This is a genomic window from Thioclava sp. ISO4 (genome assembly GCF_058105145.1).
Map to the genome: position 1 here is coordinate 3,645,942 of NZ_CM176571.1, position 21,708 is coordinate 3,667,649.

General features: G+C 67.1%; 19 protein-coding genes and 1 tRNA gene. 8 read left to right on the top strand and 12 right to left on the bottom strand.

What is annotated here, in order from left to right; translation table 11 throughout:
* Positions 1-2,172 carry an OmpA family protein gene (locus tag AC2TZ7_RS17785; RefSeq protein ID WP_489865220.1) on the top strand — a complete coding sequence of 724 codons (2,172 nt, stop codon included), beginning with the start codon at positions 1-3 and terminating at the stop codon, positions 2,170-2,172.
* 76 nt (positions 2,173-2,248) lie between these two features.
* Here the strand turns inward: AC2TZ7_RS17785 and AC2TZ7_RS17790 are convergent.
* Positions 2,249-2,325: transfer RNA gene (locus tag AC2TZ7_RS17790), tRNA-Met, on the bottom strand.
* Positions 2,326-2,462: 137 nt separating this feature from the next.
* On the opposite strand from AC2TZ7_RS17790, the gene selD reads away from it, so the two are divergent.
* A complete protein-coding gene (gene selD, locus AC2TZ7_RS17795; protein ID WP_489865221.1) occupies positions 2,463-4,628 on the top strand; it encodes a selenide, water dikinase SelD in 2,166 nt (721 codons plus the stop codon).
* 173 nt (positions 4,629-4,801) lie between these two features.
* On the opposite strand, the gene mnmH is transcribed toward selD, so the two are convergent.
* From mnmH to AC2TZ7_RS17810, 3 genes are all read right to left on the bottom strand, one after another.
* The gene (gene mnmH / locus AC2TZ7_RS17800) at positions 4,802-5,851 is read right to left on the bottom strand and encodes a tRNA 2-selenouridine(34) synthase MnmH (protein WP_489865222.1); all 1,050 of its coding nucleotides are present in this window, start codon (positions 5,849-5,851) and stop codon (positions 4,802-4,804) included.
* On the bottom strand, positions 5,851-6,435 hold the full coding sequence (locus AC2TZ7_RS17805; RefSeq protein WP_489865223.1) for a L,D-transpeptidase: 585 nt from the start codon (positions 6,433-6,435) through the stop codon (positions 5,851-5,853). Before AC2TZ7_RS17805 ends, mnmH begins: the two co-directional genes overlap by 1 nt.
* 145 nt (positions 6,436-6,580) lie before the next feature.
* Positions 6,581-6,787, bottom strand: coding sequence for a YgaP family membrane protein (locus AC2TZ7_RS17810; RefSeq protein ID WP_078520385.1), 207 nt, complete (start codon positions 6,785-6,787; stop codon positions 6,581-6,583).
* A gap of 126 nt (positions 6,788-6,913) precedes the next feature.
* Here AC2TZ7_RS17810 and AC2TZ7_RS17815 point away from each other — a divergent pair, with 126 nt between their 5' ends.
* Positions 6,914-9,142 (top strand): heavy metal translocating P-type ATPase, encoded by a 2,229-nt coding sequence (locus AC2TZ7_RS17815; RefSeq protein WP_489865224.1) that lies wholly within the window; start codon positions 6,914-6,916, stop codon positions 9,140-9,142.
* A gap of 104 nt (positions 9,143-9,246) precedes the next feature.
* Positions 9,247-9,708, top strand: coding sequence for a lytic transglycosylase domain-containing protein (locus tag AC2TZ7_RS17820; RefSeq protein WP_083076042.1), 462 nt, complete (start codon positions 9,247-9,249; stop codon positions 9,706-9,708).
* 136 nt (positions 9,709-9,844) lie between these two features.
* Here AC2TZ7_RS17820 and AC2TZ7_RS17825 read toward each other — a convergent pair whose 3' ends face one another.
* Together AC2TZ7_RS17825 and AC2TZ7_RS17830 are read right to left on the bottom strand one after the other, a co-directional pair.
* On the bottom strand, positions 9,845-12,352 hold the full coding sequence (locus AC2TZ7_RS17825; protein ID WP_489865225.1) for an ABC transporter permease: 2,508 nt from the start codon (positions 12,350-12,352) through the stop codon (positions 9,845-9,847).
* A complete protein-coding gene (locus AC2TZ7_RS17830) occupies positions 12,349-13,047 on the bottom strand; it encodes an ABC transporter ATP-binding protein (protein WP_347432036.1) in 699 nt (232 codons plus the stop codon). The genes AC2TZ7_RS17825 and AC2TZ7_RS17830 overlap by 4 nt, the downstream gene beginning before the upstream one ends.
* 40 nt (positions 13,048-13,087) lie before the next feature.
* Here AC2TZ7_RS17830 and AC2TZ7_RS17835 point away from each other — a divergent pair, with 40 nt between their 5' ends.
* Positions 13,088-13,750 (top strand): arylesterase, encoded by a 663-nt coding sequence (locus AC2TZ7_RS17835; RefSeq protein WP_489865226.1) that lies wholly within the window; start codon positions 13,088-13,090, stop codon positions 13,748-13,750.
* Positions 13,751-13,754: 4 nt separating this feature from the next.
* Here the strand turns inward: AC2TZ7_RS17835 and AC2TZ7_RS17840 are convergent, their stop codons facing one another.
* A complete protein-coding gene (locus AC2TZ7_RS17840) occupies positions 13,755-14,162 on the bottom strand; it encodes a hypothetical protein (RefSeq protein WP_489865227.1) in 408 nt (135 codons plus the stop codon).
* A gap of 117 nt (positions 14,163-14,279) precedes the next feature.
* Between AC2TZ7_RS17840 and hemF the strand changes: the two genes are divergently transcribed.
* Positions 14,280-15,179: an oxygen-dependent coproporphyrinogen oxidase gene (gene hemF, locus AC2TZ7_RS17845; protein WP_489865228.1), complete on the top strand. Its 900-nt coding sequence runs from the start codon at positions 14,280-14,282 to the stop codon at positions 15,177-15,179.
* A 115-nt stretch (positions 15,180-15,294) separates the two neighbouring features.
* Here the strand turns inward: hemF and hemE are convergent, their stop codons facing one another.
* Positions 15,295-16,326, bottom strand: a complete 1,032-nt coding sequence (hemE, locus tag AC2TZ7_RS17850) for a uroporphyrinogen decarboxylase (protein ID WP_083076026.1) — start codon at positions 16,324-16,326, stop codon at positions 15,295-15,297.
* Positions 16,327-16,425: 99 nt separating this feature from the next.
* Between hemE and hemC the strand changes: the two genes are divergently transcribed.
* The gene (hemC, locus tag AC2TZ7_RS17855; RefSeq protein ID WP_489865229.1) at positions 16,426-17,379 is read left to right on the top strand and encodes a hydroxymethylbilane synthase; all 954 of its coding nucleotides are present in this window, start codon (positions 16,426-16,428) and stop codon (positions 17,377-17,379) included.
* A 1-nt stretch (position 17,380) separates the two neighbouring features.
* Here hemC and AC2TZ7_RS17860 read toward each other — a convergent pair whose 3' ends face one another.
* Positions 17,381-17,941, bottom strand: coding sequence for a hypothetical protein (locus AC2TZ7_RS17860; protein ID WP_489865230.1), 561 nt, complete (start codon positions 17,939-17,941; stop codon positions 17,381-17,383).
* A gap of 126 nt (positions 17,942-18,067) precedes the next feature.
* On the opposite strand from AC2TZ7_RS17860, the gene AC2TZ7_RS17865 reads away from it, so the two are divergent.
* A complete protein-coding gene (locus AC2TZ7_RS17865; RefSeq protein WP_489865231.1) occupies positions 18,068-19,327 on the top strand; it encodes an MFS transporter in 1,260 nt (419 codons plus the stop codon).
* A gap of 3 nt (positions 19,328-19,330) precedes the next feature.
* Here the strand turns inward: AC2TZ7_RS17865 and AC2TZ7_RS17870 are convergent, their stop codons facing one another.
* The 3 genes from AC2TZ7_RS17870 to clpS all read right to left on the bottom strand — a co-directional run bounded on the left by AC2TZ7_RS17870 (position 19,331) and on the right by clpS (position 21,666).
* Positions 19,331-20,140 (bottom strand): SDR family NAD(P)-dependent oxidoreductase, encoded by an 810-nt coding sequence (locus AC2TZ7_RS17870; RefSeq protein WP_098411794.1) that lies wholly within the window; start codon positions 20,138-20,140, stop codon positions 19,331-19,333.
* A gap of 40 nt (positions 20,141-20,180) precedes the next feature.
* The gene (locus AC2TZ7_RS17875) at positions 20,181-21,260 is read right to left on the bottom strand and encodes a class I SAM-dependent methyltransferase (RefSeq protein WP_489865232.1); all 1,080 of its coding nucleotides are present in this window, start codon (positions 21,258-21,260) and stop codon (positions 20,181-20,183) included.
* A 79-nt stretch (positions 21,261-21,339) separates the two neighbouring features.
* Positions 21,340-21,666 carry an ATP-dependent Clp protease adapter ClpS gene (gene clpS, locus AC2TZ7_RS17880; protein WP_088722630.1) on the bottom strand — a complete coding sequence of 109 codons (327 nt, stop codon included), beginning with the start codon at positions 21,664-21,666 and terminating at the stop codon, positions 21,340-21,342.
* Between the last annotated feature and the right edge of the window lie 42 nt (positions 21,667-21,708).

The following is a 21,708-nucleotide window of genomic DNA, read 5'->3' on the forward strand; positions in this document are numbered from 1 at the left end:
ATGAAGACGTTGAAGACGACCACTGCGCTCGTTGCCGGCCTTGCCGCGCTGAGCCCGGCGATCCTGCCGTTCAGTGCGCTTGCCCAGGATAGCAATATCGCCACCGCTGAATGCATCGCGAAGGCGGTCGCCGATGGCACCCCGACGGATCAGGCGAAAGCCGATTGCGAGGCCGCGGCGGCAAACGCCGATGGCTCCGCCGAGGCTGCGGCAGGAACCGATCCGGAAAATGCCGATGCGCCGATGAGCGATAGCGAAGCCGATCAAGCCGCGAAGGACGCGATCGAAGGCGCAGCCCCGCCCGCAGACCAGGACCCGGCTGCGAGCGGTGACACCCCCGACGCCAGCGCGAAAGCCGCAGTCGAAGGCGGCGCGGATGTGACCACTCAATCCGAGACCACGGGCACCGATACCAACGCCGACGCGGCTGCCGCAGCGACGACGGATACCGAGACCGACGCGAATGCCGATGCCTCTGCCGAGACCGACGCGGCAGCGGCCGACGCGCAGCCCGATGCTGCGGCACCGGCAGAGACCGACGGTTCGGCTACCGCAAACACCGATGGCTCGACCTCGGCGGATACCACCGCAGAGACCACCGCTGAGACCGATGGCTCCGCTACGGCTGAAACCGATGGTTCGACCACCGCAACGGCTGATGGCTCGACCGACACGACGACCACTACGGACGGCCAGACGGACGCTGAGGCGACGAGCACGCTCAGCCCCGACACCACCTCACAGGACGCCCCTGCCCCGGTGACCGACACCACCGAAGACGCGATGCAGAACTCGGAGGCCCAAGGAGACAGCACCGCAACGGCAGAGCCCGAGGCGAAACCTGCTGGCGAGGCCTCGACGGACACCACCTCCGACACGCAGGTCGTGCAGGAAGGCAATGGCGGGTCCGGCGCGGACGTCGAGCCGAAGGTGATCCAGCCGGAAGAGGCCGCCAATGCCGACGCGGAGGCCACCGCCTCGGAGACCGCTGACACCACGGCGGAAACCGATCAGCAGACGAGCCAAGACACGGCGGCCAGCAAGGCGACGAAGCTGCTGGAGAACGCGCTGACCGATACGCAGGCCGCGATCGAAGGCGAAGCCGTGCAGAACGAGGCGCTCAACGCGCCGACCGACAGCGCCGACACCGCCGACGCCACCGAAGAGACGGTGACCGAGGACACCGCGCGCAGCGCATCCGAAGACTTCGCGACCTCGGTCGACGCCAAGCCCGACGCGGAAGCGCAGGCCACCGCGCAGACCGACTCGTCGAAGAAGAAAAAGAAAGACCGTCTGAGCACGCTGGAAACCGCCGCGCTCTCGGGTCTTGGTGCGCTCGCCGTAGGGGCGATCCTGAACAACGGCTCGAAAGTGGCCGTGAATTCGGGCGACCGCGTTGTTGTACAGCAACCCGATGGTTCTTACCAACTGGTGAAGGACGACAACGCGCTGCTGCGTCAGCCCGGCTCGAAGATTCGCACGCAGGACTACGCGGACGGTTCGTCGCGCACGATCGTGACCAAGCCCGATGGCAGCCAGATCGTCACCGTCTATGACGCCCAGCGTCAGATCCTGAAGCGCACGCTGGTCCAGCCCGACGGCACGCAGTACCTGCTGGTCGACGACGCGCGCGGGGCCGATCCGGTCGATGTCTCGGCGCTTCCCGAGCCCAAGCCCACCGCGACGGTGTCGTCCAGCAACGAGCAGGCGCTGCGCGATGCGTTGACCCGTCAAAGCGGCGTCGACCGCACCTTCACGCTCTCGCAGGTGCGCAACATCACCCCGGTGCGTGATCTCGCCCCCGCGATTTCGGTCGAGAACATCAACTTCGAGACCGGGTCGTCCGCGATCCAGCCCGATCAGGCGCAGGCTCTCTCGGCTCTGGGTCAGGCGATCCAGCAGCGCATCGACGAAAACCCGCGCGAGCTGTTCCTCGTGGAAGGCCATACCGACGCCGTCGGCAGCGCCGCCTACAACCTCGCGCTCTCGGACCGTCGCGCGGAATCGGTCGCGCTGGCTCTGAGCGAGTATTTCGACGTGCCCGCCGAGAACCTCGTGGTGCAAGGCTATGGCGAACAGGACCTGAAGGTGCAGACCGAAGGGGCCTCGGAAGCCAACCGCCGCGCCGTGGTGCGCCGGATCACCGATCTTCTGCGCACCGCCTCGAACTGAGGTTGAGCCTGAGACAAAAGCAAAGGGCGCCCCGAGGGGCGCCCTTTTCGCATCTCTCCCGAAAGAGGGGGAGTAGTGGTGGCGAGGGGGGGACTTGAACCCCCGACCCCACGATTATGAGTCGTGTGCTCTAACCAGCTGAGCTACCTAGCCACTGGGGGGCTAACTAGGCAAAGCGGATCGTCCAGTCAAGGACGTTTTGCGGGAAAATTGCCCCCATTTCGCTGCGGCATATTGGGAATTGGCGAAGCCGCGCGCAAAGGCTAGGCATGAGGGGAAAAGGAGAGACCATGCACGCCGCCCCTGCCCTGCCCCTGACACGCGATATCGTTCTGATCGGGGGCGGACATACCCATGCGCTGGTGCTGCGGATGTGGGGGATGAGCCCGTTGCCGGGTGTGCGGCTGACCGTGATCAACCCAACCCCCTCCGCGGCCTATTCGGGAATGCTGCCGGGCCATGTGGCGGGGCATTATACCCGCGACGAGCTGCAGCTCGATCTGGTGAAGCTCGCCCGGCATGCGGGCGCGCGGCTGGTTCTGGGGCGCGCCACGGGACTCGACCGGGCGCGGCGGCTGATCGAAGTGCCGGGGCGTGCGCCGATCGCCTATGACGTTGCCTCGATCGATATCGGGATCACGGCGGAGATGCCGCAGCTGCCCGGTTTTCTCGACCATGTCGTGCCCGCGAAACCGCTCGACGCTTTCGCCGATGCCTGGGACGCTTTCGCCGCCAATCCGCCCGAGTCGCCGAAGATCGCCGTGGTCGGCGGCGGCGTGGCGGGGGTGGAGCTTGCGATGGCCTGCGCGCACCGTCTGCCGCAGGCGCAAGTCACGGTCTATGAGGCTGCGCCCGAGGCACTGCGCGCGCTTGGCAACGGCGCTCGGAACGCGATGCTGGCGCACTGCGCGCGGCTCGGCGTGACCATCGAGACCGACGCGGCGCTGATCGGCGCGGAAAAAGGGCGGCTTCTGCTGGAAGGCGGACGCACAGCCGAGGCCGATTTCATCATCGGCACGGGAGCCACGAAACCTGCCGACTGGCTTCCCGAGACCGGGCTCGATCTGACCGACGGCTTCGTCACGGTCGGCCCGACGCTGCAAAGCTGCGATCCCGCGATCTTCGCCGCAGGCGACATCGCCCATCTCAGCCACGCGCCGCGCCCCAAGGCGGGCGTCTACGCGGTGCGCGAAGCGAAGCCGCTTTTCGCCAATCTGCGCGCCGCCGCTTCGGGCGGGGAGATGAAGACCTATCAGCCGCAGCGCGACTATCTGAAGCTGATCTCCACGGGCGGCAAACAGGCGGTGGCCGACAAATGGAGCCTCCCGCTGAACGGGAAATGGCTCTGGCGCTGGAAGGACCACATCGACCGCAAATTCATGGCGAAGGTCCACGACCTGCCCGAGATGCCGACGCCGCCCCTGCCCCGCGAGCACGCGCAGGGGATCGCGGAGGTGCTGGGCAGCAAACCGATGTGCGGCGGCTGCGGCGCGAAGCTCGGCGGTCAGGCGCTGCGCGAGGCGCTGTCCGATCTGCCTGCGCCCGCTCGCGGCGATGTGCTGAGCGGTCCGGGCGACGATGCCGCCGTGCTGTCTTGCGGCGCGCAGACGCAGGTCTTCACCACCGATCACGTCCGCGCCTTCACCGAGGACCCGTGGTTGTTGGGCCGGATCGTGGCGCTGCATGCGATGAGCGACGCTTGGGCGATGGGCGCGGCCCCGCAGGCGGCGCTGGCGCAGGTCACCCTGCCCCGCCAGTCCGAGGAACTGGGCGCGCGGGCCCTGCGCGAAATGCTGGGGGCCGCGTCCGAGGCCTTCCGCGACGCGGGCTGCGATCTCGTCGGCGGGCATACCTCAATGGGCGCGGAGCTGACACTGGGCTTCACTGTGACCGGGCTGGCCGAGCGGCCTTTAGGTCAGGAGGGCGCGAAGCCCGGCGAGGTGCTGATCCTGACGAAGCCGCTTGGAACGGGCGTGATCCTTGCCGCCGAGATGGCGAAACACGCGCCGGGCGACGTCGTGGCTGGCGCGCTGGAGAGCATGGGCCGCAGCTCTGCCGAGGCTTCCGCGATCCTCGCGCCGATCGCTTCCGCGATGACGGATGTGACGGGCTTTGGTCTCGCGGGGCATCTGCTGGGGCTATGCGAGGCGTCGGGCGTCTCGGCAGAGCTGGACCTTGCCGCGATCCCGCTGCTCGACGGGGCCCAGGCTTTGGCCGAGGCAGGCGAGCACTCGACGCTTCTGCCGCAGAACATCGCCAATTGCGCGGGCCGGGTGACCGCACCACCGGGGCCACGAACGGAGCTTTTGCACGATCCGCAGACCTCGGGCGGGTTGCTGGCCAGCGTGCCGGAGGCGCAGGCTGCGGAGGTTCTGGCAAAGCTAGAAGCGGCAGGCTACCGCGCCGCGCAGATCGGCGTGATTGCGGAGGGTCCGGCGTTCCTGCGGGTGCGGTGAGAAAAGGGACGCGCCCGAGCCTTGGGTGGGCGCTTTGACCGGTCGGTGGCTTGGCGCTTTGTCTCGCAAGTCCGGAAGACATTCCTACTCGCGATGACGCCGCCAATGCGCCCTCCCGGGGGGAGGGTCGGGCGCGGCCCGGGCTAGCCGCCCGTGCCAAGGGCTCACGCCCCTCAGCGCCCCGCCATCTCCGACGCCTCTTTCACCACCTGCGCAGCCAGCCCCTCGATCGCCTCCGGCGCGAGGCTTTCCGCCTCGATCACCCGCTCATGCTCCACATGGCGCGCGCGGTGCTTCTCGTAGCGCGGATCGTAATGGTCGCGCATCAACTCGCCCGCCAACGCCGCATATTCCCCCGCCGTCGCCTGTGCCTGCCACGCCGCGATCCGCTCGGCGGGCTGGAAGGGCCGCAGCTGATCGAGCACCGCCAGCAGCCGATCGGCATCTGCCGTGATATCCGCATAGGCCCGCGCCAGATACTGCGCCCGCTCCGACAGCGGCGCACGCACTCGCAGGCGCGGCGCATCCTTGATCGCGGCCCAGATCCCTGCGGGCAGTTGCAGATCGCCGATCTTGGAGCTTTCCGCCTCCAGCAGGACAGGCCGCGCCGGATCGAGCGCCGCGATCTCCATGATCAGCCGCGACTCGAAATCCTTCTGGCTCGACTGGCCACCCTCCATCGCCCCGAAGAGCGAGCCGCGATGATTGGCGAGCCCCTCCAGATCGATGACCTGCGCCCCCTGCGCCCGCGCGGCTTTCAGGATATCGGTCTTCGCGGTGCCGGTATTGCCGTCGAGAACGACGACCGGACAGGGCATCTCGGCAAGCCCGGCCTCCACGACCAGCGACCGGAAGGCCTTGTAGCCGCCCTCGACCAGCTCCACGCGCCAGCCGACCTGCTTCAGGATCGTCGCGAAAGACCCCGAACGCTGCCCGCCGCGCCAGCAATAGACCAGCGGACGCCAGCCGCCTTCCTTATCGGCCAGCGGACCCTGCAGATGTTTGGCAGCATTCTGTGCCACCAGCGCCGCGCCGATCTTGCGCGCGTCAAAAGGCGCGACCTGCTTGTAGATCGTGCCGACGCGGGCGCGCTCCTCATCGTCGAGCACGGGCAGGTTGATAGCGCCGGGGATATGATCCTCGGCGAATTCCGAAGGTGAGCGCACATCGATGATCGTGTCGAAATCGAGCGCGGCGACCTCGGCAATCGAGGTAAGTTTCATCAGTAGACAGTGACCTGCGTGCCGACGGGAACGCTGTTGAACAGATCGATGACATGATCGTTGACCATCCGGATGCAGCCGTTCGAGACCGCGTGCCCGATCGAACCCGGCTCGGTCGTGCCGTGGATGCGGATCGCCGTGTCACGCCCGTTCTGGTAGAGATACATCGCCCGCGCGCCGAGCGGGTTCTGCGGCCCGCCCTTCATCCCGTCCTCGTATTTCTTGTAGGCCGGATTGCGTTCGATCATCTCGCGCGTGGGCGTCCAGCTCGGCCATTTGACCTTGCGCGCCACCGTCGCGGTGCCGCGGAACTTCAGCTCTTCCTTGCCCACGGCCACGCCGTAGCGCATCGCCACGCCCGGCGCGGTGATGTGATAGAGGAAGAACTTATCCGAGACGATGATGATCGAGCCCACCGGAAGATCGGGCTTCACCGTGACCTTGGTCGGGTAATATTGCGAGCCGATCGGCCAGCGCTTCGCAGGCGCGGTCTCGATGGTTTGCGCGGGCCCGCTTGCGGCGAAAGCGGGCAGGCTCGCAAACGGCAAGGCGGCCAGCGAAAGAAGAAAAGCGCGGCGATCCATGATCAAACTCCTGCAAAATCCTGCGGCGTCTCCCGGCAAAGCGTTCGACAAAACCAAGGGTGAGGCTAGCAAAGCCGCCCCACCCTCTCAAGAATTTGGTATCGGGTCAGAAAAAGGCCAGCGCCAATCGTTGCCGCTTTGTCGATTACTTACCGAAAGCGCAGCCCGATTTGATGCCGAACTTGCCGAAGATCATCGCAGCCGGGCAGAACCCGGTGAAAGCCGATTGCAGCAGGTTCGCGCCGATGAAGGCGGTGAACCACAGCCAATACATCGAGACATAGACGGCCAGCAGCAGCGAGATCAGGATCATCACGCCAGCGAAGGCAAAAATCGCACGGTCGAGGTTCATTCGAGGGCACTCCACGAGAAAAGTTACGTTGTGAAAGAATATAGCAGCTCCTCACGTCAAATTCAATTACCTGCATATGTCTCGCGACGCTTGACCGCAGCCCTGGTCAGGATCAGATAACGCCCCATGAGCGAAGCCACATTTATCATCGACGCCATGCATTGCGGCGCCTGCACCGGTCGGGTCGAACGCGCACTTTTGGCACAACCCGGCGTGCAAAACGCCTCGGCCAACCTGATGGCGCGCAGTGCCCATGTCGAATTCGACGGGCCTGCCGATCTCGAGAGCCTCAAAACCGCGCTCGACCAGGCGGGCTATCCGGGGCGCTTGAAAGAGGAGATGGCCAACGGCCCCAGCGCCGCCGAGCGCCAGATGCAGGAGGCGCGCCAGCTGCGGCGTCAGTTCCTGACCGCGCTCGCGCTGACCGCCCCGGTCTTCGTGCTCGCGATGGGCGCGCATATGATCCCCGGCATGCATCACCTGATCGCCAGCACGATCGGGATGCAGGCAAGCTGGTGGGTGCAGATGATCCTCACCGCGCTGGTGCTGGCCTTCCCCGGCCGCGTCTTCCTGCGCATCGGCGTCCCTGCCCTGTTGCGCGGTTCGCCCGAGATGAATTCGCTCGTCGCGATGGGCTCGCTCGCCGCCTTTGTCTATTCCGCCCTTGTCACGCTTGCGCCCGGCCTTCTGCCAGAGGCCGCGCGGGGCGTCTATTTCGAGGCGGCGGCGACCATCGTCACGCTGATCCTGCTGGGTCGCTGGCTGGAGGCGCGCGCCAAGGGCCGCGCAGGCGAAGCGATCTCGCGGCTGATCGGACTGCAGCCCAAGACCGCGCGCGTGCAGACCGAAAACGGGGTCGAGGAACGGCCGATCGAGGAACTCGTGCCCGGCGACATTTTGCTGCTCGCCCCCGGCGAACGGGTCGCGCTCGACGGGGTGATCGCCGAGGGCGCGGGCCATATCGACGAGAGCATGCTGACCGGCGAGCCCGTCCCCGTCGCGAAATCCGAAGGCGATCCGATCACCGGCGGCACCGTGAACGGCGAATCCGCGCTCAGCTACCGCGTCACCGCGACCGGCGGCGACACCGTCCTGTCACGGATCATCGCGATGGTCGAAGCCGCACAGGGCGCGAAACTGCCGGTGCAGGCGCTGGTCGACAAGGTCACCCGCGTCTTCGTGCCCGTGGTCATGGCGCTGTCGCTCCTGACCTTCGCGATCTGGATGATCGCGGGCATGGGCTTTTCGCATGCCTTCGTCGCGGCAATCTCGGTGATGATCATCGCCTGTCCCTGCGCGATGGGGCTGGCGACGCCGGTCTCGATCCTCGTGGGCACCGGGCGCGGCGCCGAACTGGGCCTTTTGTTCCGCCGTGGCGACGCGCTACAGCGCCTCTCGGAGGTCGCAGTCGTGGGCTTCGACAAGACCGGGACGTTGACCGAAGGCCACCCAGCCCTGACCGATCTCGAACCGCTCGCCGATCTGTCCGAGGCGGAAATCCTCGCGCTGGCCGCAGGCGCCGAGGCGCGCTCGGAGCACCCGCTGGCCCGTGCGATCCTCGCCGAAGCCGAGACGCGCGGCATCGCCCATGCGCCGGTCAAACGCGTCAAGGCGCTGTCCGGCAAGGGGCTGCGCGCGCAGGCCGAAGGGGCCAAGCTCTGGATCGGCAATGTCGGTGCGATGGAAGAGGCCGGCGCGGATATCGCGCCCTACGCCGAGCGCGCGAAGGCGCTGGCCGCGAAAGGCCGAACCCCGGTCTGGATGTCGCTCGACGACCGGCCTGTCGCGCTGATGGCGCTGTCGGACCCGATCAAAGCCGAGGCGCGCGAAGCGGTCGACGCTCTGCATAAGGCGGGCAAACAGGTGGCGATGGTCACCGGCGACACGCGCGCCACGGCCGAAGCCGTGGGCCACGATCTCGGCATCGACCGGATCGAGGCCGAGGTGCTGCCCGACGGCAAGCGCGACGCGGTCGAGAGCCTGCGCCAGATCGGCCCGGTCGCCTTCGTGGGCGACGGCATCAATGACGCCCCAGCGCTTGCGGCCGCCGATGTGGGCCTTGCGATCGGCACCGGCACCGATGTGGCCATCGAGGCCGCCGAGGTCGTGCTGATGCGCGGCGATCCGAACGGCGTCGCAATGGCGCTGGAACTGTCGCGCGCGGTGATGCGCAACATCCGGCAGAACCTGTTCTGGGCCTTCGCCTATAACGTCGCGCTGATCCCGGTCGCGATGGGCATCCTCGTGCCCTTCGGCGGGCCCGGCCTGTCCCCGATGCTGGCGGCGGGCGCGATGGCCTTCTCGTCGGTCTTCGTGGTCACCAACGCGCTACGCCTGCGCCGCGCCCTGCGCTGATCCGGGCGCGGATCGGCGAGTGCGCGCCGAGGCCGGAACTCCGCCCTTCCCAAGCGGCAAGGAGGGCGCTTAGCTGACGGCGACCCACCACCCGGAGCGCCCGCATGCTGACTCGTCGCCTCTTCCTGCTCTCGCTCGGCGCCCTTGCGGCCTGTGGCGGCTCGCCGCGTCCGATGGCGAAACCGGCCTATGCGCTGCCGCTGCATCGCAACGAGACGCCGGAAATCCGCGCCCTGATCAACCGCTATTCGGACCATTACGGGGTGCCGCGCACCCTCACCCACCGCGTGGTCCAGCGCGAGAGCCGCTACCGCGCCGATGCCCGCAACGGCCCCTATTACGGGCTGATGCAGATCCTGCCGCAGACCGCGCGTAGCATGGGGTTTAGAGGCCAACCACATGACCTGCTCGATCCCGACACGAACCTGAAATACGCGGTAAAATACCTGCGCGGCGCATGGCTGGTTTCGGACGGCTCGGAAGATCGCGCGGTGAAATGGTATTCGCGCGGCTATTATTACGAGGCAAAACGGCGCGGCTTGCTCCGCGAAACCGGGCTGCGCTGACCCGCGACCTGCGCATCCTCGAACGAAGGACGCTCCGCGGGGGATATTTGAACCAAGGCGAAGCAAAGCGCCCTCTCTTCGGCTTGGCCGAAATATCCCCGCCGGAGGCATCCGGCTTTTCAACGTAAAGCCGCCCTCACTCAGGCGCGCGCAACACCCCCGCAGGCCGAGCCGCAAGCGGGCGCAGCGCGAAGACCAGACCGGCCAGCAGCGTCGCGATCACGCCGCCCGCCACGATCAGAAGCGCGGGGAGCGGCGCGAAATGGAACTCCGCCCCCATCACCAGATCGACCACGGCCCAGCCCGCGAGCCCGCCAAACAGGATCGCGACCAGCCCCGCAGCCGCGCCCATCAGCGCCGAGCGCAGCGCGAAGCTCGCAAGGATCGCACCGCGCGTGGCGCCGAGTGTCTTGAGCATCGCCGCCTCCCAGGCGCGTTCGCGCTCGCCCGCCGCCGCCGCCCCGATCAGGACGACGAAGCCGGTGAGCAGCGTCACGCCCGCCGCCAGCGAGGTCGCCCGCGCGATGGCCGAGAGCGCATCGGTCACGCGCTGCAGAGCGTCGCGCACGCGGATCGCGGTTATATTGGGGAAGCGCTCCGCCAGATCGCGCATCACCTGCGCCTCGGCGCTTGGCGGCGCGTAAATCGTGGCGAGCCAGGTATGGGGCGCACCGCGCAAAGCGGCCGGGTCGAGCGTGAGGACGAAGCCGATGCCCCCGGTCGAAAAATCCACGTCGCGGAACGAGGTCACCTTCGCGGTGATGTCGCGCCCGAGGATGTTCACCGTGATCGTATCGCCAAGCTTGAGGCCGATCTCCTGCGCCTCCTTGGCCGAAAAACTGGCCAGCGGCGGGCCGCTATAATCCTTCGGCCACCACTCACCCGCAGTGATCTTTTCGCGCGGGGTCTCGGCATAGGTCACGCCGCGATCGCCGCGCAGCACCCAATGCTCGCCATGCGTCTTGCGCGCATCCTCGCCGTTGATCTTGGTGATGACGCCACGCAGCATCGGCACGCTTTCGACCTTGGTAACTTGGGGCATATCCACCAGCAGATCGGTGAAGGGCTGGATCTGGTCGGGCTGGATATCGATCACGAAATAGGCGGGCGCGACCTTCGGCAGATCGCGGTCGATGGCGCCGCGCAAGCCGCTATCGACCTGCCCCACGGCCGCCAGAACCGAGAGGCCGAGGCCGAGCGAGAGGATGACCGAGCGCGCCTCGGAGCGCGGCCCGCCGATGGCGGCAAGGGCTGCGCGCAGCACGAGGCGGCCCCGGGCGCGGTGCTGGGCGCGGCGCGCCAGCCAGCGGATCAGGCTGGCGGCGAGCGTGAGGATCAGAAGCGCCACGGCGATGCCGCCGAGGCTCGCCAGCGTCAGCGTCCAGAGGCCCGAGAACCACGCCGAGACGGTGATGATGATCGTCAGAAGCGCCGCCGTCAGCAAAAGCGTGGGCCAGCCCGGCAGGCGGCGGCCTGCGCCGGTGTCGCGATAGAGCGTCGCCGCGCGCATCTTCGACATGCGCGAGAGCGGCCAGAGGGCAAACAGCATCGCGACCAGTGCGCCATAGAGCGCGGCCTCGCCCAGCGGGCCGGGATCGAGGCCGATCTCGACCGGCAGCGGCAGCGAGCGTTCGATCAGCCCGGATGCGCCGAGGACGAGACCGGCGCCGAGGACGAGCCCCGCGAGGATGCCCGCAAGGCCGAGGGCTGCGAGCTGCAGCAGAAACGCCGCGCGGATCGTGCCTCCGGTCGCGCCGAGCGCGCGCAGGGTCGCGATGGTGGGCGCCTTGCGTTCGATCCACGCAGCGACGGTGGCGGAGATACCGACGCCGCCCACGGCCAGCCCGGCAAGCCCTACCAGCACGAGGAACGAGCCGAGCCGCTGCACGAAACGCTCCGCCCCCGGCGCGGCGCGGCGGCGGTCGGACCAGCGCATACCGGCCCCGTCGAACCGGGTCTCGGCCTGCCGTTTCAGGGTGGCGAGGTCGGTATCTGGCGGCAGTGTCGCGCGGTATTCCGTCTCGAAAAGAGAACCCGGCGAGAGAAGCGGCGTGTTCTCGATCGCCGACAGCGAGACGATGGAATGCGGGCCAAGGCCCATCCCCGTGCCCGTCGAATCCGGCTCGCGCACGATCCGCGCCATCATCACGAAATCCTGCCCGCCGAGTTGCACCTTATCACCGGGGCTCAGGCCCAGACGGTCGGCGAGGATCGGATCGAGGTAGATGCCCGGCAGGCCCCCATTCCCCTTCAGCGCGTCCGGCGTAACGGGCGGATCGAGCTGCAGCTTGCCGGTCAGCGGATAGGCCCCGTCCACCGCCTTCACCTGCGTCAGCGCGCGGTCGGCGGGATCGCTGCCGGTGGACAGCATCGATCGGAAGTCGATCACCTCGGAGACCGCCGTGGCGCGGTCGGTGATCCATTGCAGTTCCTCGGGCTTGGCGCGGCGATAGGTGAATTCGTATTGCGCGTCGCCCCCCAGCAGCACCGCGCCCTGATCCGACAGTGCGCGCTCGATCGCGGAGCGCACCAGCCCCACGGAGGCGATCGCCGCCACGCCCAGCATCAGGCAGAGCAGCATCACCCAGAAGCCGCGAATGCCGCCGCGCAGCTCGCGCCGGGCGATGGAGAGCGCAAGGCTCATGCGGGGGTGCCCGTTGCAATGTGATCGCCCACGACTTCGCCGTCGCGCAGTTCCACGATCCGGTCGCAGCGCGCGGCCAGTTCGGGCGCGTGGGTCACCAGCACCAGCGTCGCGCCGTGTTTCTCCTGCAGGCCGAAGAGCAGTTCGATGATCGTCTCGCCGGTGGCACTGTCGAGATTGCCGGTGGGTTCATCCGCGAGCAGGATCGCAGGCCGGGGCGCGACCGCGCGGGCGAGGGCCACGCGCTGTTGCTCGCCGCCCGACATCTGGCTGGGATAATGCTCGAGCCTGTGCGCCAGCCCGACGGCCTCCAGCTCTGCCGCGGCACGCTCGAATGGGCGCTCCACCCCCGCGATTTCCAGCGGCATCGCGACGTTTTCCAGCGCCGTCATCGTCGGGATGAGGTGGAAGCTTTGGAAAACCACCCCCATATTACCCCGACGAAACCGCGCCAGCGCATCCTCGGACAGCTTCGAGAGATCGTGGCCCAGAGCGGTGACAGACCCGGAGGTGGCGCGTTCGAGCCCGCCCATCAGCATGAGGAGCGACGATTTGCCCGATCCAGACGGCCCCGTGAGCCCGACGCTTTCCCCTTTCGCGATGCTCAGGTCGATCCCGTTGAGGATCTCGACCGGCCCGGTATTGCCATCGAGCGCAAGCCGCGCGTCTTTCAACTCAAGGATCGTGTCACTCATGCGCCGTCTTTCTTTTGCTTCAAAGGGATATGGGCCGCAGATGGGGATACGCAAGCGGATCACTGCGGGTTTTATCGCCGCGGGGCTGGCGCTGGGGGCCGGGCCCGCGATGGCGGAGGTGTCGATCCTCGCATTGGGGGACTCGCTGACCCAAGGCTATGGGCTCGATAATCCGGCGGACGGGCTGGTGCCGCAGCTGCAGGGATGGCTGCAGGGTCACGGGCAGGATGTGAAGGTGATCAATGGCGGCGTTTCGGGCGACACGACCGCAGGCGGGCTGTCGCGGATCGACTGGCTTCTGACGCCCCAGCCCGACGCGGTGATCGTGGCCTTGGGCGGCAATGACCTGCTGCGCGGACTGCCGCCCGAACAGGCGCGGGCGAACCTCGATGGCATTCTGGCGAAACTGCAGGCGAAAGGCATCCCGGCGCTGCTGGCGGGGCTGCCCGCGCCGGGGAATTTCGGGCCGAAATACCAGCAGGATTTCGACGCGATCTATCCCGATCTGGCGCAGAAATACGATGCCGTTCTCGTGCCCAACCTGCTCGCCCCGATCACGGAGACCCCGATCGAGGAGCGCGCCAAGACCGACCTGATGCAGCCCGACAATATCCACCCCTCGCCCGAAGGTGTGAAGAAGGTGGTCTCTGCTCTGGGGCCGAAGGTGCTGGAGCTTCTGGCGAAGGTGAAACCGGGGAGCTGAGCGCTCAGGTCTCCTCTTCGGGATAGGCCGCCTTGCAGGCCGCGATCTGCGCCTCGGCGGCCTTCGACAGCTCCGCCTGCCGTTTCAGCAGCGCGTCGAGCTTGCGTTTCTCGGCGGCCGGATCGATCGGGATCGGGCGCTGCCGCGTCACCGTGTAATCCTCGAGGCACATGCGCGGCTTCTGGATCACCTTGTCGCCCTTGGTGATCGTGTCGTAGCCGCAGATTTCCCACCGGCTCGAGGTGGTCTCGTAGCTCTGCCATGCGTAGCCGCGCGCCAGATTGCCCTGCACCTCGCTCACCAGATCGGTGACGCGCCGCAATTCGGCCGTGGATTGACGGATGCAGCGTTCCTGCGGGGTGCCGCAGGCGGCGAGCAGGACGAGCAGGATCAGCATGAGGGCGTGGCGCATGGGCGGTCTCCTTGACGGATCTAACCTACGCCCACGTCCGCCCGCGATCAATCGCGCCCTTCCCGCACCCGCCCGCGCCTGCTAAGGATCACGCCAGAGATTTGGGAGGCCCTACGCATGACTGACACGGTTGAGGATTTCGACGCCCGCAAAGCCCGCGCGAGCCAGTGGTTTTCCGACCTGCGCGACCGGATCGTCGCGGCATTCGAGGGGCTGGAAGACAGCCATGCGCAAGGCCCGCTTTCCGATCAAGCGCCGGGCCGGTTCGAGGTGACGCCGACCGAGCGCAAGGGGCCGAACGGCGAGGACCATGGCGGCGGCAAGATGAGCGTGATGCGCGGCGGGCGCGTCTTCGAGAAGGTCGGCGTGAACATCTCCACCGTCTGGGGCGAACTGGCGCCCCGCGCGCAAAAGGCGATGGCCGCACGCGGCGTGCCGGGGATGGAGGACGACCCGCGCTTCTGGGCCTCGGGGATCAGCCTCGTCGCGCATATGCAAAACCCGCATTGCCCCGCCGTGCACATGAACACCCGCATGTTCTGGACGCCCGGCGCGTGGTGGTTCGGCGGCGGTGCCGACCTCAATCCGTGTCTTGAATATGACGAGGACACCGCGCATTTCCACGCCGAGATGCAGGCCGCATGCGACGCCCATGACAAGACCTATTACGACCATTTCAAAGCCTGGGCGGACGAGTATTTCTTCATCCCCCATCGCGGTCGGGCACGCGGCGTCGGCGGGATTTTCTACGACGATCTCAACACCGGCGAGTGGGAGGACGATTTCGCCTTCACCCAATCGGTGGGCGCGGGCTTCCTGCCCGCCTTCCAGCCGCTGATCGAGAAGCGCCGGGTACAGGATTGGTCCGAGGAGGACCGCGAGGCCCAGCTGCGCCACCGCGGACTCTATGCGGAATATAATCTCGTCTATGACCGGGGCACGAAATTCGGGCTCGAGACCGGGCATAATGCGGATGCGGTTCTGATGAGCCTGCCGCCAATCGCGAAGTGGTATTGAGGGGCGCTGCCCCTCTGCGCTTACGCGCATTCACCCCGGGATATTTGGGCCAAGAGGAAACGAAGGACACGCGCCCGAAGGCTCGGACGCGCGCGCTCTCGGTCGAAACCGCGCGTCAGCCGTTGCGGATCGTCTCGACCATCAGAGCCACATTCTCCGGATCGGCATCGGGGGTGATCCCGTGGCCGAGGTTGAAGATATGCGGGCCCTTGCTGAACGCTTTGACGACATGGCGCGTCTCGTCGATCAGCGCCTGACCGCCGGTGACCATATGCGAGGATGCGAGGTTGCCCTGCACGCAGCCAGACACCTGCACATGCTCGGCGCCCCATTCCGGCGTGATGGAATTGTCGAGCGCGACGCAATCCGCGCCGGTCTTCTGGTGGAAGCCGATATAGCCCTCGCCCGCTTCCCGCGGGAAGGCGATGACCGGCAGGCCCGGGAAGCGCGCTTTCATCTCGGCGATGATCTTGCGCGCCGGCTCGACGGCGAAATCCTCGAAATCCTGCCCCTTGAGCGAGCCCGCCCAGCTGTCGAAGATCTTCACGACCTCGGCCCCGGCCTCGACCTGTTTCGACAGGTATTCGATGGTCGAGACGGTCAGCAGGTCGATGATCTTCACGAAGGTTTCGCGGTCTTCGGCCTTCAGCGCATGGGCCGGGCCCTGATCCTTCGTGCCACGACCCGCGATCATATAGGTCGCGACGGTCCAGGGCGCGCCGGCGAACCCGATCAGCGTGGTCTCTTTCGGCAGCTCTTCCGAGAGGATCGAGACGGTCTCATAGACCGGGTTGAGCGTCTCGTGGATATCGTCCTTGGTCTTGAGCTTGGCGAAACCCTCCGCCCCGGTGATGGTCGAGAGGCGCGGACCCTCGCCGGTGACGAACCACAGATCGGCGCCCAGAGCCTGCGGCAGCAGCAGAATATCGGCGAACAGGATCGCCGCGTCGAACCCGTAGCGGCGGATCGGCTGCAGCGTCACCTCGGCGGCCAGTTCGGGATTGTAGCACAGCGACAGGAAGTCGCCCGCCTTCGCCCGCGTCGCGCGATATTCCGGCAGGTAGCGCCCCGCCTGTCGCATCATCCAGACCGGAGGGGTCGGCAGCACTTCGCCTTTCAAAGCTCGCAGGATCGTCTTGTCGGTCATTCTCGCGCCTCCTCTTTGCACCCCTTCGACGCGACCTGTGGCGTCATGTCAAGCGCAGGGCTTCTTGCAAGGTCCATCTGTCGCGGATATTCCGGAGCCATGACACAGATGCCCGATGCGAAATCCCCGCTCAAGATCGGCACCCGCGGCTCGCCGCTGGCGCTGGCGCAGGCCTATGAGACCCGAGACCGGCTGATGGCCGCGCATGGTCTGCCCGATGACGCTTTCGAAGTCGTGGTGATCAAGACCACGGGCGACGACCGGGCGATGATCGCGGCGGACAAGCCGCTCAAGGAGATCGGCAACAAGGGCCTGTTTACGAAGGAAATCGAAGAGGCCATGGTCGATGGCCGCATCGATATCGCCGTCCATTCGATGAAGGACATGCCGACCGAACAGCCCGAGGGGCTGGTGCTCGATTGCTACCTGCCGCGCGAAGACGTGCGCGATGCCTTCGTCAGTCTCGAATACGACTCGATCATGGCCCTGCCCGAAGGCGCGACGGTCGGAACGTCCAGCCTGCGCCGCCGGGCGCAGCTTGCCCATGTCCGCCCCGATCTGAAACTGGTCGAGTTCCGCGGCAATGTGCAGACCCGGCTCAAGAAGCTGGCGGACGGTGTCGCGGCGGCAAGCTTCCTCGCCTATGCGGGGCTGCGGCGTCTGGGGATGGAGGACTCGGCACGCGGGCCCATCGCCCCCGAGGAGATGCTGCCGGCTGTCGCACAGGGCGCAATCGGGATCGAGCGCCGGATGGCCGATGCCCGCGCCGAGGCGCTTCTCGCGCCGATCCATGATCTGGTGACCGAGCAGCGCCTGCTGGCCGAACGCGCCTTCCTCGCGACGCTCGATGGCTCTTGCGAAACGCCGATTGCGGGGCTTGCGCTGATCGAGGGCGACCGGCTCTGGCTGCGCGGACAGATCCTGCGCCCCGACGGGTCCGAGGCGCTCGCGGGCGAGCGGTGGGGCAATATCGACGAGGGCGCTGCGATGGGCGAGCACCTCGCGCGCGATCTGCTGTCTCAGGCGGGCGAAGGGTTCTTCGACTGGCGCTGAGTTAACACAGAAGCTGACCGGCGGCGCGGCGCTCCAGCGCCCGCTCCATCTCGGGGATTTCGCCGTCGCCGAAGCCGCGAAGCGCAAGCCGTTCCAGCGGGCTGATTTCGCACCAGAGGGTCTTGAGCACCTTGTTGCGGCGCTTGCGCGGCACATCGGCCAGACGCATCTCGTAGATCTCGTCCGCCGCCGCGAGCAGGCGCGGATGCAGGGCCTGCAGAAGCGGCTCGAATGCGGCACGCGCGGATTGGGCATTGCGCAACCGCAGGATCGCGCCCTCTCCGATCGTCATCGTCTGGATCAAAGTCCAACCGAGCACATCGGCGGCACGGTGCGGCGGGATCGGGGCGTGACCGCCCAGGCCGTAGGTGAGGCTCAGGACCCCGCGCTCCTCTTGCGGCATCGCCAGCACCACGCGGGCGCACTCTTGTTCCAAGGCGGTTTCGGCATCTTCCAGACGGCCCAGCCGCGGTGTCGCCACCTGCGACGGCGGCGCCTCGGCGCGAACGAAGATATTACGGATCACATTGTCGAACTTCAGGGCGATATGACGCGAGAGCATGATGCTTCCTTTTACATGTACAACCTCTCCCGCCCTGCCTTTTGAAGTAGTGTTCCAGCGCAGCCGTTCCCTGCCCTTGGCGGTTTTTCGCCGAGCATTTCGCTAAGCCTTTGTAGGTCCACGCGTATGGCTTGGTGGCTGCCTCTTGCACTTGGCGGCCCGAAAGCGCAAAGCGGCGACATGCTGCGTCCGATCCGTCTCGTCCTGTCCGATCCTGCCCTGCGCCTCGCCGCCGTATTGCTGGTGCTGTTCGGCGCCCATGCGGCGACGATGGGGCCCTATGTCTCGGCGCTGGCGATCAAGGTGTTCGGCCTGTCGGACCGCGCCTATTCGGGCGTGCTGATGGTTGCCTCGGTGCTGTCGGTCTCGGCCTCGGTGGGGCTTGGCATCCTCGCCGATCAGCGCGCGAACCGCCGGGCCATCGCGCTTGGTACCTCGGCGATGCTGATCGTGGGCTCGGGGCTGGTGCTGGCGGGCGACAACTGGGTGGTCTTCGTGATCGCCAACGCGCTGATCCTGCCGCTCTCGGCATCGATCTTCGGCCAGCTTTTCGCGCTCTCGCGGCTGGCGGCCTCGACCCATCCCGTAGAGGACCGGCCCGCGATCCTCTCGACGCTGCGCGCGCTCTTCGCGCTGCCCTGGGTGGTGGTGCTGCCGATCTGGTCGGTGGTCTTCGACCGAGGCGCGGCGATGACCTCGATCTACCCGGTGACGCTGACGCTCGGGGCCACGATCCTCGCGCTGACCTTCCTGTTCTGGCCACGCGACGGAGCGACGCGTTGGCCCGACCCGAAATCGGGGCTGACCTTCCGACAATCCCTGCACGAGATGGCGAACCTGCCGATCCTCGCCCGCGTCGTGGCTCTTGGGACGATCAACGGGTCGATCATGCTCTATCTCGTCGTGATGGGGCTGGTGTTCGAGGCGACGCCAGGGCGCGGCGCGGCCGATACCGCGCTATACGCGGGCCTCATGGCGGGGCTGGAAGTGCCCTTCATGCTGGCGCTGCCGCTGGTGCTGGGTCGGGTCGAGCGCACGACGATGATCTGGATCGGGGCTGCGCTTTACGCGACCCATCTGGGGCTGCTGCCGCTGCTGGCGCCCACGCCTTACGTCTGGTTTCTCGCCCTGCCCGGCGCGATCGGCGGCGCGGTCGTGCTGACCCAGCCGATGGCCTATCTGCAGGACCTGCTGTCGAACCGGCCCGGCGCGGGGGCGTCCCTGATGGCGCTGCAAAAGCTGGCAGGCGACGGGTTCTCCGCGGCCATCTTCGCCATTGGCACAGCGCTTGCGGGCTATGAGCTGGCCGCAGCCGCAGGCGCCCTTCTGGGCGTGGCCGGCGCGGGCGCGCTCTGGGCGATGGACCGGCGCGCGGCGCGGTCCTGAACCTTAAAAGGCCGGGACCTGCACGCGGTCGAGAAGGCTGCGCCCGCCATCGACATTGATGATCTGCCCGGTGACGAAGCTCGCCCCCGAGGACGCCAGATACTGCACCGTCTCGGCCAGCTCCGACGGCGGCGCGATCCGGCCCAGCGGCGTGCCTTCGCAGATCGCCTCGCGCCAGTCGTCATTCTCTTTCAGCGCATCCTGCAGCGAGCGGCTCATCACCGAGGCGAAGCTGACGCCGTTCACCCGGATCCGCTTCGGCGCGAGCGCCACAGCGAGCGAACGGATCGCCTGATCCTGCGCGGCGCAGGCGATCGAATAGGCCATCAGCTCGGGCTGGGTGCGGTTCGAGGCCAGCGTCGAGACGTTGATGATCGAGCCGATCTCGCCTTCGGTGCGCCCTTCGTCCTCGGCCTGCTTGATCATCCGCTTGGCGGTCATCTGACTGACCCGCAGCGCCGATTTCATGTTCTGCGACAGCATCGAATCGAGCACGTCCACCGACGGCTCGAGCGGGTCGCAGGGCGCGAAGGTGCGCGCGCAATTCACCAGAATGTCGATTCGGTCGAACGCGTCCACCGTGGCCGAGAGCAGGTTTTTCACCGCCAGCTTCTCGCACAGATCGCCCGAGAAATAGCGCACCGGCCCTTCGGTCTTGGCCGTGTCGCCCAGTTCGGCGGCGAGCTTGTCTTCATCGATATCGGCAAACATCACCTGCGCGCCGCGATCGACGAAATGGCGCGCGATGGCCTGACCGATGCCGTGGGCTGCGCCCGTGACGATGACGGTCTTGCCGGAAACAGAAAGGGACATTGGGTGTCTCCCTGTGGATATGGAGGCAGGTTAGGCGAGCTTAGCGCCGCTTGCGAGGGGCAAGGCGGCGTTTCGGCTCGGCTGTGGCGCGCATGCCCGCCGATTTCCCCGGGGTCTTCCCGGCCGGGATCGGCTTGGCTGCGCGAATGATGCGGAAACGGGTCGAGGGGCCGCTGGGCGGCGTGATCTCTTCGATCTCGTGGAACGCCGCGGCGAGCGCGTCGGCATAGGGCAGATGGCGGTTCGCCACCATCCAAAGCGTGCCCGAGAGCGACAGCATCCCGCGTGCGGCCTGAATGAAGGCCAGCCCCAGCGCCGGATCGGCCCCGCGTGCGGCCCCGTGGAAAGGCGGGTTCATCACGACGGCGGTGTAGCGCTCTTCGGGCGCATGCCGCGTGGCATCGGCCCAAATGAACTGCGCGCGGGGATCGGTGATGTTGCGTTTCGCGCAATCCAGCGCGACCGCATCCGATTCCACCAGATCGAGCCGTTCGACGCCCTTGCGTGCAAGGATCTGCGCTGAGAGCCAACCCCAGCCCGCGCCGAGATCGGCGACTTTCGACGGCAGGCTATCGGACAGGCATTCCGCCAGAAGCGCCGAGCCCTCATCCACCGCATCCGCGGAGAACACGCCCGGACGGGTCACGAAACCTTCGACCGGGTGAATGTCCTGAGCCGCCCAGTCGCTCAGCAGATCGGGGGCTGCGGCGAACCATGCGATCTTGCCATGGGCCTTCGCGATCGGAGCGGACAGCTCCACCCGCCCCCGCAACTCCTTGAGCAGCGAGTCGATCCCTTCGGTCTTCACCCCGTCGACATAGATCGGCCCGCCCGGCGCCACGCGCTGGCAGGCTTCGGCGATCAGCGCGCGGGCTTCGGCCTTGGCGCGGGGCGCGAAGATGATCGCGGCGGCATAGCTGCCCTCGACACTCGGCGAAACGCGAACGCCGCGCTGCGCGAGCACGTCATGATCGGGCTTCTCGGGCTGGATCGCCACGAGGCGATCGACCGGCAGACCGCCGAGGTCCAGCGTGCCCACGGGCGCGAACAGCGCGATGTCTCCCTCGGGCGGAAGCGCCTCGGGCATCTCGAGAGCGAGCGAAAGTCGCGGATGGCTCATGCAGGGAACCCTCTGAAAGAAACGAGCCCGCCAGATAGGCGGGCGCGGCTGAATTTGCAAGGAACCGCTTGGGCGGCCTTTATTCCTTCTCCATCGTGCATTGCAGCGGGTGCTGGTGGCGGCGCGCGAAATCCATCACCTGCGCCACCTTCGTCTCGGCCACTTCGAAAGAGAAGACACCGACCACCGCAAGACCCTTCTTGTGCACGGTCAGCATGATCTCGAACGCCTGCGCGTGATTGAGGCCGAAGAACCGCTCGAGGATATGGACGACGAATTCCATCGGCGTGTAATCGTCGTTCAACAACATCACCTTGTACATCGGCGGACGCTGCGTCTTCGGCCGCGTCTTGGTCGCGAGGGACGCATCGTTATCGCTGTCGTCCTGGTCGTCGTCGGACATCATGTAAAGAGGCTCGGTCAAGGGCGCTCCGGCATCAGGAATCGT

Excerpts from the sequence above, each read along its gene's own strand:
- hemC (WP_489865229.1), top strand. The coding sequence starts at position 16,426 with ATGACACAGATGCCCGATGCGAAATCCCCGCTCAAGATCGGCACCCGC.
- hemF (WP_489865228.1), top strand. The coding sequence starts at position 14,280 with ATGACTGACACGGTTGAGGATTTCGACGCCCGCAAAGCCCGCGCGAGC.
- clpS (WP_088722630.1), bottom strand. The coding sequence starts at position 21,666 with ATGATGTCCGACGACGACCAGGACGACAGCGATAACGATGCGTCCCTC.
- AC2TZ7_RS17810 (WP_078520385.1), bottom strand. The coding sequence starts at position 6,787 with ATGAACCTCGACCGTGCGATTTTTGCCTTCGCTGGCGTGATGATCCTG.
- AC2TZ7_RS17820 (WP_083076042.1), top strand. The coding sequence starts at position 9,247 with ATGCTGACTCGTCGCCTCTTCCTGCTCTCGCTCGGCGCCCTTGCGGCC.
- AC2TZ7_RS17870 (WP_098411794.1), bottom strand. The coding sequence starts at position 20,140 with ATGTCCCTTTCTGTTTCCGGCAAGACCGTCATCGTCACGGGCGCAGCC.
- AC2TZ7_RS17785 (WP_489865220.1), top strand. The coding sequence starts at position 1 with ATGAAGACGTTGAAGACGACCACTGCGCTCGTTGCCGGCCTTGCCGCG.
- AC2TZ7_RS17875 (WP_489865232.1), bottom strand. The coding sequence starts at position 21,260 with ATGAGCCATCCGCGACTTTCGCTCGCTCTCGAGATGCCCGAGGCGCTT.
- mnmH (WP_489865222.1), bottom strand. The coding sequence starts at position 5,851 with ATGAAACTTACCTCGATTGCCGAGGTCGCCGCGCTCGATTTCGACACG.
- selD (WP_489865221.1), top strand. The coding sequence starts at position 2,463 with ATGCACGCCGCCCCTGCCCTGCCCCTGACACGCGATATCGTTCTGATC.
- AC2TZ7_RS17860 (WP_489865230.1), bottom strand. The coding sequence starts at position 17,941 with ATGCTCTCGCGTCATATCGCCCTGAAGTTCGACAATGTGATCCGTAAT.
- AC2TZ7_RS17825 (WP_489865225.1), bottom strand. The coding sequence starts at position 12,352 with ATGAGCCTTGCGCTCTCCATCGCCCGGCGCGAGCTGCGCGGCGGCATT.
- AC2TZ7_RS17830 (WP_347432036.1), bottom strand. The coding sequence starts at position 13,047 with ATGAGTGACACGATCCTTGAGTTGAAAGACGCGCGGCTTGCGCTCGAT.
- AC2TZ7_RS17865 (WP_489865231.1), top strand. The coding sequence starts at position 18,068 with ATGGCTTGGTGGCTGCCTCTTGCACTTGGCGGCCCGAAAGCGCAAAGC.
- hemE (WP_083076026.1), bottom strand. The coding sequence starts at position 16,326 with ATGACCGACAAGACGATCCTGCGAGCTTTGAAAGGCGAAGTGCTGCCG.
- AC2TZ7_RS17815 (WP_489865224.1), top strand. The coding sequence starts at position 6,914 with ATGAGCGAAGCCACATTTATCATCGACGCCATGCATTGCGGCGCCTGC.
- AC2TZ7_RS17835 (WP_489865226.1), top strand. The coding sequence starts at position 13,088 with ATGGGGATACGCAAGCGGATCACTGCGGGTTTTATCGCCGCGGGGCTG.
- AC2TZ7_RS17840 (WP_489865227.1), bottom strand. The coding sequence starts at position 14,162 with ATGCGCCACGCCCTCATGCTGATCCTGCTCGTCCTGCTCGCCGCCTGC.
- AC2TZ7_RS17805 (WP_489865223.1), bottom strand. The coding sequence starts at position 6,435 with ATGGATCGCCGCGCTTTTCTTCTTTCGCTGGCCGCCTTGCCGTTTGCG.